The 18643-nt window shown below is 43.0% G+C and carries 21 protein-coding genes; 17 read left to right on the top strand and 4 right to left on the bottom strand.

Annotated elements, in window-relative coordinates:
• The first annotated feature begins 182 nt into the window (after positions 1-182).
• The 12 genes from H7968_RS14765 to H7968_RS14820 all read left to right on the top strand — a co-directional run bounded on the left by H7968_RS14765 (position 183) and on the right by H7968_RS14820 (position 10152).
• Positions 183-1853: a methyl-accepting chemotaxis protein gene (locus H7968_RS14765; protein WP_227396866.1), complete on the top strand. Its 1671-nt coding sequence runs from the start codon at positions 183-185 to the stop codon at positions 1851-1853.
• Between the two features lie 355 nt (positions 1854-2208).
• The gene (locus H7968_RS14770) at positions 2209-2580 is read left to right on the top strand and encodes a DUF2294 domain-containing protein (RefSeq protein WP_227396972.1); all 372 of its coding nucleotides are present in this window, start codon (positions 2209-2211) and stop codon (positions 2578-2580) included.
• 135 nt (positions 2581-2715) lie between these two features.
• Entirely contained in the window at positions 2716-3720 is a 1005-nt protein-coding gene (locus H7968_RS14775; RefSeq protein ID WP_227396867.1) for a sodium-dependent bicarbonate transport family permease, read from the top strand.
• A 13-nt stretch (positions 3721-3733) separates the two neighbouring features.
• Complete coding sequence (locus H7968_RS14780) at positions 3734-4219, top strand: carbonic anhydrase (protein WP_227396868.1); 486 nt, start codon at positions 3734-3736, stop codon at positions 4217-4219.
• 21 nt (positions 4220-4240) lie between these two features.
• A complete protein-coding gene (locus H7968_RS14785; protein ID WP_227396869.1) occupies positions 4241-4483 on the top strand; it encodes a DUF6407 family protein in 243 nt (80 codons plus the stop codon).
• A gap of 238 nt (positions 4484-4721) precedes the next feature.
• Complete coding sequence (locus H7968_RS14790; protein ID WP_227396870.1) at positions 4722-5831, top strand: GGDEF domain-containing protein; 1110 nt, start codon at positions 4722-4724, stop codon at positions 5829-5831.
• Between the two features lie 137 nt (positions 5832-5968).
• Entirely contained in the window at positions 5969-6478 is a 510-nt protein-coding gene (locus H7968_RS14795) for a YehS family protein (protein WP_227396871.1), read from the top strand.
• A 110-nt stretch (positions 6479-6588) separates the two neighbouring features.
• The gene (locus tag H7968_RS14800) at positions 6589-6840 is read left to right on the top strand and encodes a DUF6429 family protein (protein ID WP_227396872.1); all 252 of its coding nucleotides are present in this window, start codon (positions 6589-6591) and stop codon (positions 6838-6840) included.
• Positions 6841-7030: 190 nt separating this feature from the next.
• Complete coding sequence (locus tag H7968_RS14805) at positions 7031-7987, top strand: LacI family DNA-binding transcriptional regulator (RefSeq protein ID WP_227396873.1); 957 nt, start codon at positions 7031-7033, stop codon at positions 7985-7987.
• A gap of 18 nt (positions 7988-8005) precedes the next feature.
• On the top strand, positions 8006-8782 hold the full coding sequence (locus tag H7968_RS14810; RefSeq protein WP_227396874.1) for a Cof-type HAD-IIB family hydrolase: 777 nt from the start codon (positions 8006-8008) through the stop codon (positions 8780-8782).
• 154 nt (positions 8783-8936) lie between these two features.
• Complete coding sequence (locus tag H7968_RS14815) at positions 8937-9335, top strand: hypothetical protein (protein WP_227396875.1); 399 nt, start codon at positions 8937-8939, stop codon at positions 9333-9335.
• 16 nt (positions 9336-9351) lie between these two features.
• A complete protein-coding gene (locus H7968_RS14820; protein WP_227396876.1) occupies positions 9352-10152 on the top strand; it encodes a hypothetical protein in 801 nt (266 codons plus the stop codon).
• Positions 10153-10292: 140 nt separating this feature from the next.
• Here the strand turns inward: H7968_RS14820 and H7968_RS14825 are convergent, their stop codons facing one another.
• Together H7968_RS14825 and H7968_RS14830 are read right to left on the bottom strand one after the other, a co-directional pair.
• Positions 10293-10625 (bottom strand): hypothetical protein, encoded by a 333-nt coding sequence (locus H7968_RS14825; RefSeq protein ID WP_227396877.1) that lies wholly within the window; start codon positions 10623-10625, stop codon positions 10293-10295.
• 280 nt (positions 10626-10905) lie between these two features.
• Complete coding sequence (locus tag H7968_RS14830; protein ID WP_227396878.1) at positions 10906-11337, bottom strand: MarR family winged helix-turn-helix transcriptional regulator; 432 nt, start codon at positions 11335-11337, stop codon at positions 10906-10908.
• 113 nt (positions 11338-11450) lie between these two features.
• On the opposite strand from H7968_RS14830, the gene H7968_RS14835 reads away from it, so the two are divergent.
• Complete coding sequence (locus H7968_RS14835) at positions 11451-12866, top strand: MDR family MFS transporter (protein ID WP_227396879.1); 1416 nt, start codon at positions 11451-11453, stop codon at positions 12864-12866.
• 86 nt (positions 12867-12952) lie between these two features.
• On the opposite strand, the gene H7968_RS14840 is transcribed toward H7968_RS14835, so the two are convergent.
• Positions 12953-13246 carry a DUF3817 domain-containing protein gene (locus H7968_RS14840; protein ID WP_227396880.1) on the bottom strand — a complete coding sequence of 98 codons (294 nt, stop codon included), beginning with the start codon at positions 13244-13246 and terminating at the stop codon, positions 12953-12955.
• Between the two features lie 159 nt (positions 13247-13405).
• On the opposite strand from H7968_RS14840, the gene H7968_RS14845 reads away from it, so the two are divergent.
• The 4 genes from H7968_RS14845 to H7968_RS14860 all read left to right on the top strand — a co-directional run bounded on the left by H7968_RS14845 (position 13406) and on the right by H7968_RS14860 (position 17795).
• Positions 13406-14152 carry a YqcI/YcgG family protein gene (locus H7968_RS14845; protein WP_227396881.1) on the top strand — a complete coding sequence of 249 codons (747 nt, stop codon included), beginning with the start codon at positions 13406-13408 and terminating at the stop codon, positions 14150-14152.
• 19 nt (positions 14153-14171) lie between these two features.
• Positions 14172-14993, top strand: coding sequence for an NAD(P)H-hydrate dehydratase (locus H7968_RS14850; RefSeq protein ID WP_227396882.1), 822 nt, complete (start codon positions 14172-14174; stop codon positions 14991-14993).
• A gap of 356 nt (positions 14994-15349) precedes the next feature.
• A complete protein-coding gene (locus H7968_RS14855) occupies positions 15350-16993 on the top strand; it encodes a sensor domain-containing protein (RefSeq protein ID WP_227396883.1) in 1644 nt (547 codons plus the stop codon).
• Between the two features lie 85 nt (positions 16994-17078).
• On the top strand, positions 17079-17795 hold the full coding sequence (locus H7968_RS14860) for a YebC/PmpR family DNA-binding transcriptional regulator (protein ID WP_134372969.1): 717 nt from the start codon (positions 17079-17081) through the stop codon (positions 17793-17795).
• 244 nt (positions 17796-18039) lie between these two features.
• Here H7968_RS14860 and H7968_RS14865 read toward each other — a convergent pair whose 3' ends face one another.
• Entirely contained in the window at positions 18040-18426 is a 387-nt protein-coding gene (locus tag H7968_RS14865; protein ID WP_227396884.1) for a hypothetical protein, read from the bottom strand.
• Positions 18427-18643: the final 217 nt, after the last annotated feature.

An 18643-nucleotide genomic window follows, 5' to 3' on the forward strand; every position in this document is an offset into this window, starting at 1 on the left:
GTAGGTTTTGTTGTTCCATAAAATAGTCTGACGTCCCTTGATTAAAATTTTTGCGGAACGAAGCACTATTTCCCTGTTACATAAAACAAGTATCTGCACAAATAGTTTTAAGCAATCGTTTTCATAGATCAGTTTCAGTAGCTTATGGTGTGCACATTTTATTTAAAGGGAGAGTGTTTTGGATGTCGATCGGAAGAAAGATTTTGTTGAGTTTTTTCGCAATTTTTTTGTGTATTGGTGGTATTGTCAGTTTCAGTATAGCCGGCCTGTTTAATATTAAAAATGAGAGTAGCAGTATCGTCAATGATGCGATTCCTATCTCAAATGCAGCGAATAATATTCTGACCGGGCTTGTGAATCAGGAAACCGGGATACGGGGGTACCTCGTCACGGGGGATGAAGCATTTTTAGAACCTTATTATGCCGGAGAAGAACAAATAAACAGCAGTTTAGAGACCATCAATTCCCTTTCTGCAAATCATCCGATAATGGCGGATTTAATCAATCAGGCCGAACCGCAAATAGAAGCGATACAGGCGTACTTTGAATCTGAAATTGCTCTAGTGCAGGCAGGAGAGATAGAGGAAGCCCGTGCAAATGTTGGTGACGGGAAAGCGGCTTTTGACTCCTACCGGGAAACGCATCAGCTGATTTATGAGGATACATTAAAACTGACGAATGATGCGTGGGAAAGAACGGAGAATCAGGTCAGTCAAAGTCTTTGGATTATTGTTGCGATTACGGTATTGGCGTTGCTGATCACGGTAGCCGTATACATGTATTTGACAAGAGGCATTACAAATCCGGTTAAGAGATTTATTAAGACATTGCAGGAAACGTCACAGGAGAATTTTACGATGAGTTCAAAAGACGAGGTTAAGGTGCTGGAGGCATCAGTCACCAACTTAATTTCAAACGTCAAATCTACGATCGAAACAACAAAGGATTCTATTATTCAGGTTGCTTCATCTGCTGAAGAATTGACGGCAAGTGCTGAACAGACTGCAAGTGCCACAGAGCACCTGGCTCAGCTTGCCCAGCATAATTCAGAAGGGGCAGAGGTTCAGCTTAACAAAATAAATGATGTATCAGCTTCTCTGGAAAAAATGGTGCAGGTTGTTGAAGTCATCAATTCAGACAGCATTAAAATGAGTGATTCAACAAAAATGACCAACGAGCAGGCTGATAAAGGGATTCAATCAATTCAGCAGGTCGTCAATCGTATGAATGATGTGAAAACAGCTTTTAGTGATATGAGCACATCTATTAATTCACTGAGTAATCGCTCAAATGAAATAGGCAATATACTCGGACTCATCACTGATATCGCTGATCAGACAAATCTGCTGGCGTTAAATGCTGCGATAGAAGCGGCCAGAGCAGGTGTGCAGGGTCAGGGGTTTGCGGTTGTGGCGGATGAAGTAAGGAAGCTTGCAGAGGAATCGAGAAAGTCAGTCGATCAAATCTCTCAAATGATCCATGATATCCAGATGGATACGAAAAAGACCGTTTCTTTAATTGATGAAGGGAATGTTAAAGTTAATGAAGGTGTAGAAGCAACTGAAGTGGCTGAACAATCTTTTGATGAGATCAGTCAGTCCATTAAAGACGTTTCCAATAAAGCAGAAAACGTGACGTTATCCATCAAGGATATAGAGCAGTTAAGCATTCAGATCTCAACACTGATAGAAAGCATTCAGGATATTGCGGTAAAAAATGTGGGTGCAAATCAGGACAGCTCTGCTGCCACAGAGGAACAACTCGCAACAATGGAGGAAATATCTTCTTCTGCTCAATCATTAACACATTTATCAGAAAGCCTGCAGGAAGCCGTTTCGCAGTTTAAATTATAGAGGTTTTTTAAGACATTGTAGCCTTAGCAGCTCTAATGGAGCGGGCTAAATGAGTGAATGCCCTCTGTTTAAATGTAAACTGAAGATATTGTGGAAATAAAATACATCAAGTCATGTCTATTGACACGAAAAAAAAATTAACGTATTTTATTAGTAATAAAATATCCGAGAGATTACATTTATCTTTGATGATGGATTGGATTTAAGCAGGTCGTTAACCATGTGTTGGCGGGATGAGGAAATCCGGATAGGTTATCAGAGCTGGAATTAGAATACATCGGTTTATTTCCTGGCTAAGGGATTAGTCTGGGAATAAATCGATTTTTTGTTGGAGGGAGCAGGAATGGTGATGAAAGTGACGAAGACAAAAGGCTCGATTGAAGCGGAGATCAGCAAGGCGATCACCCAGTGGGAGAAGGATTTTCTTGGGAGAGGTTCAGTGTCTGTAAAGGCAGATATTTTGAGAAATATGATCATTGTCTGTCTAAATGGCATTTTGACACCTGCAGAATACCGTGTGTGTGAAACGCTTGACGGGATGCTGTCTGTTAAAAAAACGCGCTCGGGCCTTGTGGAGTCGGGTGTTGATACGCTGAAACAAATCATACTGGACATCGCTTCAGTTGAAGTGACAAGCTTTTATACCGACATCAGCTCCGTCACAGGTGAGCGTATTATGGTGTTTAAGCTCAATGAAAATCTTGAAAAAAAGCTTAATGAGAAATAAAGAGGGAGTTCTTTAAAAGACTGTTTGTCAGTTAAAGAAAAACCGGCCTTTCCATGTATACAGTATCAACTGTATGCATGTTGAAAGTGCCGGTTTTTTTATTGGGTTCCTTTTGACTGTTCAGGAGGTAAGTTGATGAATGAAATTGTGATGCAAAATTTGCTGTCACCGGTGGTCTTGTTTTTTGTGCTGGGAATTATCGCAGCATTGGTGAAGTCTGATCTGGCTTTTCCGAAAGCACTGAGTGATGCATTAAGTATTTATCTGCTGATTGCGATTGGGCTAAAAGGTGGGATTGAGCTTGCCAACTATTCGATCGAATCTGTTTTCTCTCCGATTCTAGGAGCATTATTTCTAGGTGCAATCATCCCATTCCTTACGCTTGGTGCAATGAGAATGATGGGGATGGATTTGAAAAATGCAATTGGACTTGCAGCCACTTATGGATCCATCAGTATTGTGACATACGGTGCGGCCATTTCGTTTCTTGATCAGACGGGTACCTCTTATGAAGGATTTATGAATGCACTGGTTGTGTTAATGGAAAGCCCGGCGATTCTGGTCTCACTGCTGCTACTGAAGGTACTTGAGAATAAAAAGGAGCTGTCCGGTTATGCACAGCGAGCAGGATTTGTGGCCTTCCCGTCTGGCCTGATTGATAAAGAGGTGATCAGGGAGAGCCTGTTTGGGAAAAGTGTGTTTTTGCTGATGGGCAGTCTTTTCATCGGATTGGTTCTTGGAGAAAGTGCGATCCCGGCTGTAAAACCTTTATTTATAGATTTATATAGCAGTATTCTCATTTTGTTTTTATTAAATATGGGGCTCATTGCCGGTCAGAGACTCCCAGAGATCAGGCAGTACGGGTTCAAGCTTCTGGCCTTTGGTATGGTTGCGCCGCTTGTGTTTGGTACGATCGGTGTCGTCGTTGGAAGTCTTGTTGGATTGTCACTTGGAGGGACTGCCCTGATGGGGGTTCTGGCAGGAAGTGCATCCTATATTGCTGCTCCTGCTGCCTTGAAAACGTCTGTGCCGGAGGCGAATCCGTCGATTTATCTCGGGCTGTCTCTTGGTGTCACGTTTCCGTTTAATTTGATCATTGGGATTCCGGTTTATTTTGAAATCGCAAAATGGATTCAATAAGGAGGAAAAACAGATGAGAATGATGGATCGTGTTGATACAAAAAAAGTGATGGTGATTACGGATTTCGATCAGAGAGTAGATTCGTCTTTAAAAGAAATTACAAATCGGGGAGCGGAGGAGCTGCTAGTCTTTAACAGCTATGGTGCCCTGATTTCCCAGCCTTACGGATGTCTGATGAGAAACGTGATTCTAGCCCTTTACAATGAAGGTGTTCAGGACATTTATATTGTGGCAGAGAAAGGGCAGCATCAAGACCTGGATGACCTGCTTGAGAAAATGAAGGAAGCAGGAATCACGGATCACACGTTAAATACCTTGAATTATCTGGATGCCGTCCAGCATAATGTACTTGATTGGCTGGCTGGACCGTCTGATGTCCACGATGCGATGAGAAAAAATAAAGAGCTGATCATGAAGCATCCGCTTATTCCGAAAACGGTGACGGTGCGTACATTTATAATCGACCGTGAAACAGGTGGATATGAGGAGGTTTATTGACAGCTGAAGAAGGAGAATTCCATGAACTTTGAGGATTTTGCGAAGGATTATTGGAAAGGGGATCTGTATTCCTTTGTTATAGAAGCACTGACCTTTTATCAGATGGATTCCACGATTGAAACAGAGGAAACGAAAAGTCCTTTACCTTTTGTATACCTCAGTTCGATCGCTGAGGAAAATATGCTGTCGAGACTAATAAGTATTGCCACGGATTATCCTGACATTGAAGCTGCCTTTAACGGCAGGGTGATCAGGGATTACTAGGAATTTGGATACTCGAAAAGACCTGATGCGCTCAGGTCTTTTTTTATTCAATCAGATAAGTCTCACCGCTCATTTCGCTGGCTTGTACTCTGCAGATAAGAAGTGTTGATACATAATAATGTATTAATTTGTGAAATTTCTGAAAAATATATCTTTAATTCAAAAGAAAATAGTAGGATAATAGATTTATTCTTACCGCAGGGTCATTTCATCATAGCAGCATTGGGGGAGACAGAGAGTGGAGTATGCTGTTCAGTTTCAAATTAACATCTTTGCCATTGCCATTATCATTGTATTGTATGCAATTATGAGAATGAGGTCGAGGGTTGAGAGCTACAGTAAGTCGTTGTTGAAGGTCATTATGCTGACAGGTGCGATTGCCATTGTGATGGAGCCGCTGACCTGGATTTTTGACAGTAAGCAGTTTCCGGGTGCGTATTTTCTGGAGTATTCAACAAATTTTTTATTGTTTCTTTTGGGACCGGTTCTTGGAGGGGTAATGCTATCATACGTTGACTATCATCTCTTTAAAGATCCTGCACGCATTAAAAAGAGAATGTATTATCAGGGAGCCAGTATACTTACATTCTTTGTTTTAATCATTAATATTTTTTATCCGGTTTATTTTTATATTGATCCGGTGAGAAACAGCTTCAGCAGTGGTGATTTTAAGGATTTGCATTATGTTGTGCTCGGCAGTTTCTATTTGTATATGCTGTTTTTCGTATTGAAAAACAGACGCAGAACCCACCCTTACGTTGTGCTGTTGTTTATCGGCTTTTTTCTTCTTCCGGTTATTGGCATGATTGTTCAGCTGTTTGATTCCAAGCTTTATTTTTCATGGACGACGGTTGTTCTGAGCGTTCTTGCTTCCTATACTTTTCTGGAATCAACCACCACGGAAGAGGACTTTTTAACGAAGCTTTACAACCGGCAAAGCTATGAATCATATTTGAAATATTTAATAGAAGGAAACCGCCGTTTTTCTGTTATGCTGATGGATTTAAATCATTTTAAAGAGATCAATGATCAATATGGACATCAGCGGGGTGATGAAGTATTGGTCGCATTCGGTCAAATATTGAAAAAAACGTGCCGCAAATCTGCATTTGTGTGCAGGCTTGGTGGCGATGAGTTTGTGATTGTAATCGAAAATGATCAGGCACATTCTGAAAAAATCATTAATGATATCAAACAGACGTTAGGCCGTAGTGAGGATCCACTATTGCAGCAGTTAACCTTCAGTTACGGCTACCATCATTACCAGAACTCGATGACGATGGATGAGCTCTACGCAATCGTTGATCAGAAAATGTATCAATTTAAGCGTGCCATGAAAACAGTCTAATCAGTTGCCTCATTACCTCATAGACAAATGAGGAGATGGGGCAATTCTGATTTCACTCGGGAAATGTGCTGCAGTCATGTTATAATTCATAAAGGGTCAACGAGACCTTTTAAATGAAATGTAAGGAGCTTTTTCACATGACTAATAACGATATACTCGTTCGTTTACGATATGCACTCGATTTAAAAAATCAGGAAGTGGTGGAGATTTTTGCGCTTGGCGGCTATGAAGTTACGATGGATGACGCGCTGAAGATTCTGACCAAAACAGTCTATGATGACTGGGGTGAGCCGATCGAAACGGAAGACCACATGAAGTGTACGAATGCGATGCTGGAGTCATTTTTAAATGGTCTGATTGTGTTTAAACGGGGACCTCAGCAGCCGAAGCCGGGACAGTCTGCGCAGCCGGAGCGGTTAATTAAAAATCAGTCGAGTGTCAACAATGCACTGCTTAAAAAAGTGAAGATTGCACTTGCTTTAAAAAGTGAGGAAATGCTTGAGATTTTTCAATCAGCTGGTGTAAATGTCACAAAAGGTGAATTAAGTGCCCTGTTGCGTAAAGAGGGACACAAAAATTATCAGGAATGCGGAGATAAATACGCGCGTAATTTCCTGAAGGGGTTAGCACTTAAATACCGCTCCTGATTATGGGCTCAATGAGATACTCATTGGGCTTTTTTCTTCTGTTGATACCAGTTTGAACAAAGGTTTGATAAACTGAAAAAGAGATTTTTTCAAAAGGAGGAGGGATTCTGATGGAGAGAAGCTTTGAGGAAATCAAGGAACTGACCCTTCTATTGCTTTATCTGACAGCGTTTCACGATCATGACTTTCCCGATTTTAAGAGAAGTTGGAAGGGCTATGATTTTGGCGTGATGAATAAGCTTGCTGATGAAAAACTGATACGTGATAACCTGAAATCAAAGTCAAGGTCTATTGTTTTTACAGATGAAGGTGAAAAAAGAGCGCAGGAGCTCATTCAAAAATATTTAGAGAAAAATAGCTAATAGACTTGACCTGAAACGCGTTTCATCCTTTACGTTCGATTAAACGGACCAAGAGGGGGAGACGCGTATGTTTTATTTAGCAGGAATGTGTGCAGTAGTTTACTGGGCTTGTGTTTCGGGAAGCCGGGTAATACCCGAAAAGGTGCAACCGATTGAATCGATTGAGGATTATTTTCGTTGAGGTGAGAGGATGGCAAATATTCGTGATGTGGCTAAGAAAGCGGGAGTATCGGTTACAACGGTTTCAAGGGTCATAAATGAGCATCCGTATGTGAAACAGGAAAAACGGCTTGCTGTTCTTGAAGCTATGGAGGAATGCGGATATGTCAAAAACATTAATGCTGTCCATTTGAGTAAAGGAACAACGGGGATGATCGGCATTGTACTTCCCTTTATCGATCACCCGTATTTCTCCTCTTTATTGAACGGTTTGGCACACGAAGCAAGGGTTCACCAGAAGAAGCTTGTTTTATTTCAGACGGATTATGAAATAGATCATGAGCTTGAAGCGCTTGAGCTGTTGAGGCAGAAACAGCTGGATGGGCTCATATTCTGTTCACGGGAGTGCAACTGGAGCGTGATTGAAGCCTATCAGTCTTATGGAACAATTGTGATGTGTGAGAAAATGGATGAAAGAATCTCTTATACATTTGTTGACCATTACCGTATTTTTCAGGAAGCGCTCGGGTATTTAGAAAAGAAGGGGTATGAGCGGATCGGTTATTGTATTGGAAGACGTTCGGGCTCAAACAGTCTCGCCCGGGAGACCGCTTACCGGGATTTTTTAGTAGGAAAAGGTCAGCCTTTTCGTGAAGAATGGATATTTGATGGCTGTTACGATCTTGAGGATGGAGATAGTGTAGTTCAACAGCTTCAAGACCTTGAGAAAAAACCTGATGCGCTGCTTGTAACGAGTGATCACGTTGCGGCAGGTATCATGTCAGCTGCGGGGAAAAGAGGGATTCGTATCCCTGAAGATCTTGCGGTAATCGGTTTTGATAATCATCCAATCGCAAGGATGCTGTCGATTACGACCTTTGACCTTCCTTTAGAGGAGATGGGAAGAAACCTGTTTAGACAGGTGCTTAGCTCTGACGTGTCCAGCACTGAAATTTCTGCTACACTTGTGGAGCGTAAAACTGTTTAAAAAGAAAGTTGGGTTACGATGAAAAAATCAATCATCTTTTTTGATATTGACGGAACACTGCTCGATCATGACAAGAAACTTCCGGCTTCAACAAGGGAGGCGATTTTTGATCTTCAGGATAAGGGACATATTGTCGCAATTGCAACGGGCCGGGCACCATTTATGTTTGAGGATCTGAGAAAGGACCTTGGCATCGAAACATTTGTCAGCTATAACGGACAGTATGTGGTGTATGAGGGCGAGGAGCTCTATACGAATAAACTCAATGCGGAAGCGCTTGATGAATTAACGAAGAAGGCAATTCGCAATGAGCATCCTGTTGTCTATATGGATCATCAGGATATGAAAGCCAACGTACCCGAGCATGAATACATTGAAGAGAGCATCGGTACATTAAAAATTGGACGGGTTCCGCTGCATGATCCTGATTATTACCGCGAACGTGACTTGTACCAGTCGCTTTTATTTTGTGAAAAAGGGGAAGAGGAGCCGTACCGGGAAGCCTTCAGAGAATTTGATTTCATTCGCTGGCACCGCTACTCGGTTGATATTATTCCAAAAGGCGGATCAAAGGCAAAAGGTATTGAAAAAATCATTGAACAGATGGGCTTTACACCAGAGCAGCAATACGCCTTTGGTGACGGACTGAACGATATCGAAATGCTAACCGCTGTTGAAAACAGCTTTGCCATGGGCAATGCGCTTGAAGAAGTGAAGAAGTCGGCTAAGTTTGTCACGAAGGCTGTTGATGAAGATGGAATTGTGCACGGATTGAAGATGGCTGGATTGCTGTGAATCTGGGGAACCTGGGGGACGGAGCGGGTGTTCATTTTTTAAAAAATGAACACCCGCTCCGTCCCTTTTTTTGCAGATACAAGTAAAGCAACCATTCAACCCGTCCCTTTTTTGAATAGGATACATTATTCGGGTTTAAAAGGGGGTGAATGTATTGGGTTCAAGTAAGAATGGATGTGGATGCGGCGGTTCGAATGGGACAGGGTTATCATCTGTTGCCAGGGCTTCTGTTTTGCAGCAGACGCCATCGATCACTGCTTGTACGCAGGAGGTTACGGCTGAGGTATGTGCTCAGGCAACGGTGACGTTAACTCCTAAGGTAGAGGCGTTGACACCGGTTGTGACATGCATTAATGGTCCGTTGATTAACACAAACTGTGAGGACGTTGAGGGTTTTACGCCGTTTAACAATAATGGAAGCTGTCAGTTTACAGTATCGCAAGTGATCTGTGTGACGATTCCGCTTGATTTCTTTGTGGATGTTGATGCTTTTCAGTCTGGTGGTGCGTGTGGTGAGGTCGTCGCGGGTAACGTATGTCCATCAAATTTATAAAATAGGAGGTGATGTAATGGCATGTCCATTATGTGAAGATTTTTTCACTGGGGATTTTTTGTGCGTAAATGTGCCAGATGGCGGAACGCTTCAATATGGTGTTCAGCTTCAAGGTGTTCCACAGGCTGGTCCGGGTCCTGGACAAACAAGTGTGTTCTACAGGATTTGCAACTGTAATGATGTTCCGGGTGTTGGAATCAGTCATGTGAATTTTCAGCTTTGTGAAGGGGGAGCACTGCCTGTTCAAGCGTTGATTGGCGGGACTTCGCTAGTCATTGATCCGGCAGGGGATGCATTTTTTGCAGTGCCGAACTTCAAGGTTGAATTTGGCAATATCGAAGTTGGAGCTGAAACGTGTGTGACTCTCCAGCTTGTCTATAATGTGAGCCCGGAATTATTTGCCTTCTTTTCAGGTAGGTTTGGCGTCAAGGTTGGTGGCGGTGGCGGTGCTGCTAACGAGACAAATGCAGGGTTTGTAGACGGATTGCAAATTCCGTGCGTTGAGATTCCGGCATGTACACAGGACGTGACCGCTGAAATCTGTGCGCAGGCAACGGTTACTTTGACACCAAGGGTACAGGCTCGACAGGCTACAGTGACTTGTATTAATGGTCCGGTTATCGATGTGGCTTGCGCGGATATTAATGATTTTGATCCGCTTCCGAATACCGGATCCTGTACGTTTGATGTGGCTCAGGTCATCTGTGTAACAGTTCCATTGAAATTTTCTGCAGGTGTTAACGCGGTTCCTTCAGGAGGAGCCTGTGGTGATGTAGTGCCTGGCAACGTTTGTCCGTCAAATGATGTAGACGGATAAAAGCGGCTCTATAAGCTGTCAGAAACAAACCTTGAATGGTTGCGAATATGTGCCGTAATTCAGTGAACCATTGGAAGTCTTCAAAGCTAAGAGGGTACACAAAACAATGTACAGATAAGAAGCAGACAAATGTCTGCTTCTTAATCGTCTTTCTCTTCCGTATCACAGATGACTTCCTTGGGGACTACAGTCGTTTCGGCTGAGAAAACAAGGGGGATTTTTATACATAAATCCTGTTTAACAGTAAACTTGCAAGGTTCTTCAGGCTTTTTTTCTTTAGATAAATACTTATTCAAACCGAACCGGGGATACGAAGATTTCTCATCTTCCGAACAAGGATGAATGTCGCAACATTCCACCTTATAACCATCACCAATGATCACTTTTGGCTTAATCGTCACCTGCGCCTCAATCCGCAGATTTTTATGGATAAACGACAAACAAGTCTCAGTTGCATGATGCTCTGTTGTCAAAGATAATCATCCTCTCGAAAAGCAGCTAAGGAGAGTTTATGATGAGGAAATGACAAACATGCCTGGGGACGGAGCGGGTGTTCAATTTTCCAAAAAGGAACACCCGCTCCGTCCCCCTTGTTTGGTTCAATACTCCCGATCCTGAGAAACTCGCAAAAAATCCTGTGAACCAGGCTGAAAATCTTTTGAACGAACAGCAACATTCTGCGAACCTCGTGTATAATGTTTTGAACGAGGGGCGAAATTCTGCGAAACTTTCATTCGCACTCAAAATATTTTGTTATTTCACACCCTTCATCGCTTCATTAAATTTACTCAGCAGTTTCCCGAACTGTTCGCGTTCTTCGTCGGTCCAGTCGTTTAAGAGGTTTGCGACTTTTTCGCGGCGGATGTTCCGGTATTGCTTCATTTCTGTTTCGCCGCTTTGTGTCAACTCAAAGAAGTAGGAGCGTCTGTCTGAAGGGGACTGAATTTTTTTAACGTACCCTTTCTGCTCGAGGGAGGCTGCCTGTCTGCTGACGGTTGAGATGTCGAGCTGAAGTTCCTCAGCGAGATCTTTTACGCCGGCTGGCCCTTTTGTTGAGATTTGATGCAGCAACAGATAAGCCGAGCGCACGAGGCTTTCGTCTTTTCTGTTCAGAGCAATTGTTGTGATTCTCCTTGCCAATATCGCCATTTCTAGCTCAATGGCACGAAGGGATTCTTCTTTCATATTTTAAACCGCCTTTTCCTGAACGTGTTTTTGAAGCTGAATACTTGTATGATACAAGCATATAGTTGTATCATACAAGTAATTGATCAAAAAATAAAGAAAGAAGGATTAATATGGCTTATGCACAGGAAAGGCCAAAGGATACGACTTCCTTTAATAAAGTTCCGCTCCTGATCGTGTTGATTTCAGGAGCTTTTGCCGCCATTTTAAATCAGACGCTCTTGGCTACAGCGTTACCGGTTATCATGGCTGACCTTAATTTACAGGCGAGTACGGCTCAGTGGCTGCAGTCTGTATTTATGCTGGTAAACGGGATTATGATTCCGATTACGGCTTTTTTGATAGAGAGATTTACAACGAGAAGACTATTTTTAACTGCGATGGGCTTATTCGGGCTCGGTACACTTATATGTGCGATCGCACCCGGCTTTGGCTTTCTGATGGTCGGACGTATTTTACAGGCATCAGGTGCGGGTATCATCATGCCATTAATGCAGACCATCCTGTTTTTAATTTATCCGGTTGAAAAGCGCGGGGCTGCGATGGGGATGTTTGGACTTGTGATTGCCTTTGCACCGGCGATTGGTCCTACGTTATCCGGCTGGATGGTGGATCAATTCCCTTGGAGAAGCCTGTTTTATATTATTCTGCCGGTCATTATCATTGATATCATTGTGGCGTATTTTATTTTGAGAAATGTAACGAAGCAAACCTTTCCAAAAGTGGACCCGCTTTCGATTGCGCTGTCTACACTTGGATTCGGTGGACTATTATATGGATTCAGTACAGCAGGAAACACTGGCTGGTTAAGCTGGCAGGTGATTGGATCGCTCGTAGTTGGAACTGTATCACTAACCTGGTTTATCTACAGACAAAATCATCTTGAAAAGCCGATGCTTGAATTCAGGGTATTTAAAAACCCGATATTCACGCTGACAACAGCTATTGGCATGATTGTGTTTATTGCGATGATTGGCGGAGCGGTTATTCTGCCGCTTCTCATGCAGAATATGCTTGGATTCAGCGCACTTGAATCCGGATTGATGCTGCTTCCAGGGGCACTATTAATGGGAGCCATGAGTCCAATAGCAGGAAAACTGTTTGATAAATTCGGAGCGAGATGGCTAGCGATTACTGGGATGTCGATTCTGACCATTACGACATTCATGTTCACAAACCTATCAGCTGAGACTACATTTATGTATTTAGCTGTTGTGAATATGTTCCGTATGTTTGGTTTATCTATGGTCATGATGCCAGTCACCACTGCGGGTCTGAACCAGCTGCCTAACCACCTGATTCCACACGGTACAGCGATGAATAATACGATGCGACAGGTGGCAGGTGCTGTAGGTACTGCCTTGTTAGTCACTGTGATGACCATGACCCAGATTCCTGATGAAGGCGTCAGCGGCATGATAAGAGGCGTCAACATTTCCTTCGTCGTAGCAGGTATCACAGCTGTCATCGGACTCGTTCTCGCCTTTTTTGTGAAAACGAAAAAGCAGACGGATGAGGCTGCTGCGTAGAAAGCGAAGGGATGAACTGGAACGATTTGGAGATTCAGCAACCTGAAAAACCGTAACCCTTATCATAAGAGTTACGGTTTTTTCTATCAGCTGAACCTCTTCTCAATTCTCCGATCCAGCACGAAATTCCCAAACGGTATAAACGCGACAGCAACAGCGCTGAACAGCCACATGAAATGCCACCTGATTTTAAAAGTCGTATAAAGCGCAAGCATAACATAAACAACAAATAGGAAACCGTGAATAGATCCTACGAGTGTAACAGCTTCCGGAATGCCGGCCATATATTTCAATGGCATGGCAATAAATAATAAAATGAGCAGGGATCCGCCTTCAACCAATCCCATCATACGGAATCGTCCGATATGAGTTTTCATCATGATTTTTCCCTCCATGTCTATTAGGCATTATAAAAGATTCAGCTAAATAATGTGTGAACAATTCGTGTTGATTGTGCTGGTTGAAAAAAATAGTTAATTGTTTACATTTTTAGTGTGAGGGTAATGTCTACCATTACATATTTTTGGAGGCGGATTTAAATGGTGAATAAAAGTTCCGGGTTATTGACGAAAGAGGATATGCAGGATCATGAAAGGCTGCCTGATTGGCTCGTGCAGGAGTATAAAACGTTTGAGAAGACTGTGCTTGATCCAACGTTTCCATGCTATTTCGGAATGAAAGGCCAGCGAAAAGGGGAGCTTCGCTATGCCTACATATCGCAAAAAGACTGGTCTAATCTTCCTCAGGCGGTCGGTGAATTTCTCGCACTTTTTAAATCAGAAACAAAAATAAAGCACGGTTTGTTTTTATTTGTGGAACCGTTTGAAGTGGAGCAGGAGCTTGATCATTACCGCGCTCAATTTTGGGAGATTCTTCAGTATCTTCATGAGCAGGATGAGAAAGCCTGGCCTGAAGAACATCCGAGAGACCCTGATCATTTTCTTTGGGATTTTCATTTTGATGGAGAACCGATTTTCGTTTTTGGGAATGCACCAGCCTATAAGCAGCGGAAAACAAGGAATCTTGGCAATGCGATGGTGCTTGGATTTCAGCCCCGTGCGATTTTTCAAGGCCTCGAGGGAACGGAAAAGGGAGGAATCATGTCCCGGGAAAAGGTAAGGGAACGCGTTGAAAAGTGGGATCAGCTGCCAAAGCACCCGGATATCAGTCATTACGGGGATCCGGATCATCATGAATGGAAACAATCCTTTATTGGCGATGACATTAATCCTGTTACGGGTAAATGCCCATTTCAGCATAAAGAGCTGGTGAAACAAAACGGATAAATAAAAGGAGAAGAGACATATGTGGACAGCAGATGATGTAAAGGAGACACTTCCTGTTCGTTTGGCAGATGCACATAAAGGAACATTTGGCACGGCATTGCTCGCGGTCGGCAGTCCGTTTATGCCGGGCGCTGCGATTCTAGCCGGTATGGCATGCCTGCGCAGTGGTGCGGGTAAGCTCGAAATGGGGGCGGATGAATCCGTTTTTCCTCATGTATCTGCTCATTTACAGGAAGCAACGTATGTGCCGGAATTCAGTGAGAAGATAATGAGAGGGGACCTTGATCTCTCTACTTATCGTGTGTTGACATGCGGATCCGGGAGAGAACCGGGTCCTGAGACAGAAAAAATCATTGATCGTTTTCTACGGACGGATCTACCTGTTGTCCTGGATGCAGGAGCGCTTTCAAAAAGAACATACGCAGTCAGGAACGCACCCGTTATCCTGACTCCTCATCCGGGGGAGTTTGAAAGGATTTCGGGAATAGAGCTGGAAGGTTCCAAAGAAGCACGAATTCAGGCTGCTGAAGAAATGGCACAAACATTTGGTGTAACCATTGTGCTAAAAGGAGAAGAAACTGTCATTTCTTTTCCGGATGGAGAGACGAGAATCAACCCGACCGGTAACAGCGCACTTGCCAAAGGTGGAACAGGTGATGTGCTGACAGGCATGATTTCAGGCATGCTGTGCTGTCATGAAAACTGGAAGCATGCTGTTTTAAATGCAGTCTATTTGCATGGAGCCTGCGCAGATGAATGGATCAAAACAAAATCGTCCCACACCATGCTGGCAAGTGAAATCACAGAGCTGCTGCCGGAAGTGTGGAAAGCGCATGAGTGAATGAAATTCAGTACTTCATAACGTGTTGACTTTAAATGGTTAACCTATCCTATTGTTAATTATTTGTTCTGTCTATGAAAACAATACTGTGACATTTCAATGGTCTTAGTTAAATAGATCAGCATTTTATAACAAAGAGGCGTATTCCCCCGGAGACTCCTGCTACAGAAAAGCGAAAGGTTTCCAGTCCCTCCCCATTGCTGCTGAACAAAGGAAAGGGGGATATGCTCCGATATCTAAGAAATATGAGACTCATGACTCACACTTCCTCTTTACATTTACCTAAGTCCCTACTACTATTAAATCATCACTCTGTAATATAAACGGGCTGATATGAGAGGGTGGCAAAGGTGAGTGTGGAAAAATTACTTTTTAGAGCTGTGATGAAAGGCATAAAGGAAATGGTTTTCATCGTCAAGGCAGAGCCTGACGGTGAGTTTACTTATGCTTTTTTGAATGAAGAGGCGAAGATGCGTTCAGGCTTGTCGGATGAGGATCTTGGAAAACCGATCCAGTGTATTCAGCCTGATTTATCTTCCTTTTTATATAGCCAGTATCGTAAGGCTGCGGAAACAAAGGAAGATGTCGTCTATAAAGATTCCTATACAGCTCTATCTGGAGAAACCTATTATTCTAAAACCCGGCTTTCCCCTTTGATGGATGAAAAGGGAGAGTGCACTCATATTACTGCGCTCGTAAATGATATTACAGAATCAACCTGGGCGGAGCTTGACGCAGAGGAGTCAAGAGAACGGGCTCTTGAAAGCCGTGAAAGATTCCGCTCGCTGTTTGATCATAATCTGGACGCTATTTTTTACTTGAATCTCGATGGAATTACAATTAGCGGCAATCGTGCTGCTGGAGCGTATATTGGATGGGAATCAGAGCCGGAGGAAATTCATTTTCGGGAATGGTTCAAGGAGAAGGATTTAACGGAGGTTCATCACGCTTTCCTAAAAGCTAAAACAGGTGAAGCCTCGTCTTTTCGTACAAAGGTATATATGAATGGGAAAAAAATAGACGGACTCTCTATTTTTGTTCCTGTTATGATTCATCATGAAGTCACAGGTATTTACTGGATACTCAAAGATATTTCAACAGAAATGGATGCTATCAAACGCTTCAGGGACAGTGAAAAGAAGCTGAGAATTATTGCAGAGAATGCACAGGACCTGATCACGCTTGTTGATCATAAGGGTACGATTATTTATGCATCTCCATCCTACCGGCAGGTGCTAGGTTATCATGAGAGGGAATATGAAGGGCAATTGTTTTCTCATCGGGTAGAAGAGGAATATCTACCTGAACTGGAAGCTTCTTTCATAGAATCTATCCAGCAGGGCACCCCCTGGAAGCTACAATTGCGCCAGCAGCACCATGATAAAGAGTGGATGTGGACGGAACTCCATGGAACGCCTGTTTTTGATGACCAGGATCAATTTAATTATATGGTGGTTGTTTCTAGGGACATTACGTTTAATAAAAAGCAGGAATCACGTCTTGAATACTTTGCTTATCATGATTCTTTAACAGGCTTACCAAACCGCCGGCTTCTCCAAAAAACAATGGAAGAGGAGCAGCAGTCTGGGCGGCAGCCATTTTCAGTTTTAATGCTGGATATTGATCATTTTAAAACGATTAACGATGAACTGGGACATGATGCAGGAGATGCAGTCATTGAGGAATTTGGTCGGCGGCTTAAGATGAGCACGAGAAGCTCTGATCTTGTTGCAAGATTAGGCGGTGACGAATTTATCGTGTTACTGCGCGGGGTTGAAAATGAAGATAAGCTTTCAAAAGTGGCGGATAAAATGTTGTCTGCGATTCGCGATCCTTTTCACTTTAATGGCATGGAAATGAGTGTGACAACGAGTATAGGAATGACTGTTGTTGAAAACACTTCCTGTTCACCGGCTGAAATTTTAAAAGCTGCTGATAAAGCCCTTTATCAGGCGAAGGCCAGGGGACGCAACACTTTTTCAATCCTGTCCCTGAACTGACGTCATCAGTTGCCTTCTTCTGTTAAAATAAGTATAGTGAATAGGCAGGTATTTTGAACAACTCACGGAAAGAGAGTGACCAATTATGGGACGTAAGTGGAACAATATTAAGGAAAAGAAAGCAGCAAAAGACGCGAATACAAGTCAGGTTTACAATAAATTCGCGCGTGAAATATATGTAACAGCCAAGCAGGGAGAGCCGGATCCGGAAGCCAATACAGCTTTGCGTATGGTACTGGATCGTGCTAAAACATACAATGTGCCAAAAGCCATCATCGAGCGCGCAATTGAAAAAGCAAAAGGCGGCGGTGAAGAAAGCTATGACAGCCTCCGATATGAAGGTTTTGGCCCGGCAGGATCGATGATTATTGTCGATGCGCTCACTAATAACGTAAACCGCACTGCTTCTGAAGTGCGTGCCGCATTTGGTAAAAATGGCGGGAATATGGGTGTCAGCGGATCTGTGTCTTATATGTTTGATTCTACTGCGGTATTTGGCGTGGAAGGAAAAACTGCTGATGAGATACTGGAGCTGTTAATGGAAAAAGATGTGGATGCCCGTGACATTCTTGAAGAAGATGATGCAGTCATTATTTATGCAGAACCTGACCAGTATAACGCGGTTCAACAGGCTTTAAAGGATAGCGGCATTACGGAATTTACTGTAGCCGAGCTGACAATGCTTGCTCAAAATGATGTGTCAGTATCTGAAGAAGATCAGGCACAGATTGAGAAGCTGATCGGTGCACTCGAAGATCTTGAGGATGTACAGCAGGTGTATCACAACGTGGAATTGAATTAAATTTGAGGAAGACCTGTCCTGAGGGCGGGTCTTTTTTGTTTGAAAAGATCTTTTTAGCTGGACTGGGCCTTTTTACACTAAACTGACGAAGTCACAGGCGGAACTCACAAAAGTAAGGTTTAAGCTCACGAATTCAACTCCTAACCTCACAACCCCGCCCCCTGAACTCACGAAAACATCCGCCCACCTCACAAACTCAAAATCACATAGAAAAGACACCGGTCACCCCCGGTGTCTTTTTAACTTAAGCCTCGTACAATACCTGCATTTTGAAAGAACCTGTGTAATTCTGGCCGAATGAGTTGACGGTTACGCGCACGACTTCATCATGGATGAATGTCAGGGAAGAACCAGCCTGTACAGGGATGGTTTCCTGGCTGTTGCGACGGATAATCGTGATGTTCAGTCCGTTGTTGCTGAAGTTTTCAATTGTAGCAGCCAATGTGACGCGAAGGTCATTCGGCTCTACGTCAAAGATGATATTGTTTGGTGTGTTCGGTCCGCCTGCAAATGGTGCACAGTTTTCAAACAGCAGTTTCTCAGGCTTTTCCTTCTTTGGACGCTTAGGGCAGTCACAGTCACACTGACCAATCGTTCCTAAAGGGCGCTTGTAGTGATCTTTACATGTCATTTATTTTCACCTCCTAGAATTAGAATATGAGATTCATAGAATTTTGGTTGGACAAGTGATGAAAATTGGCATTTGTCTTTTATTCTCGTTTATAGCCTATAGGGTAGGTAGGTATTGTGTATCCATCGGACTATATAAGAGAAAAGTAATATGTTAAATGAACTAATCCCATTCGAGAAAAAATAAGGAAATGAACTCAAGGAATACCAGTTAAATT

The sequence above is a fragment of the Jeotgalibacillus aurantiacus genome (assembly GCF_020595125.1).
Classification (GTDB): Bacteria; Bacillota; Bacilli; order Bacillales; family Jeotgalibacillaceae; genus Jeotgalibacillus; species Jeotgalibacillus aurantiacus.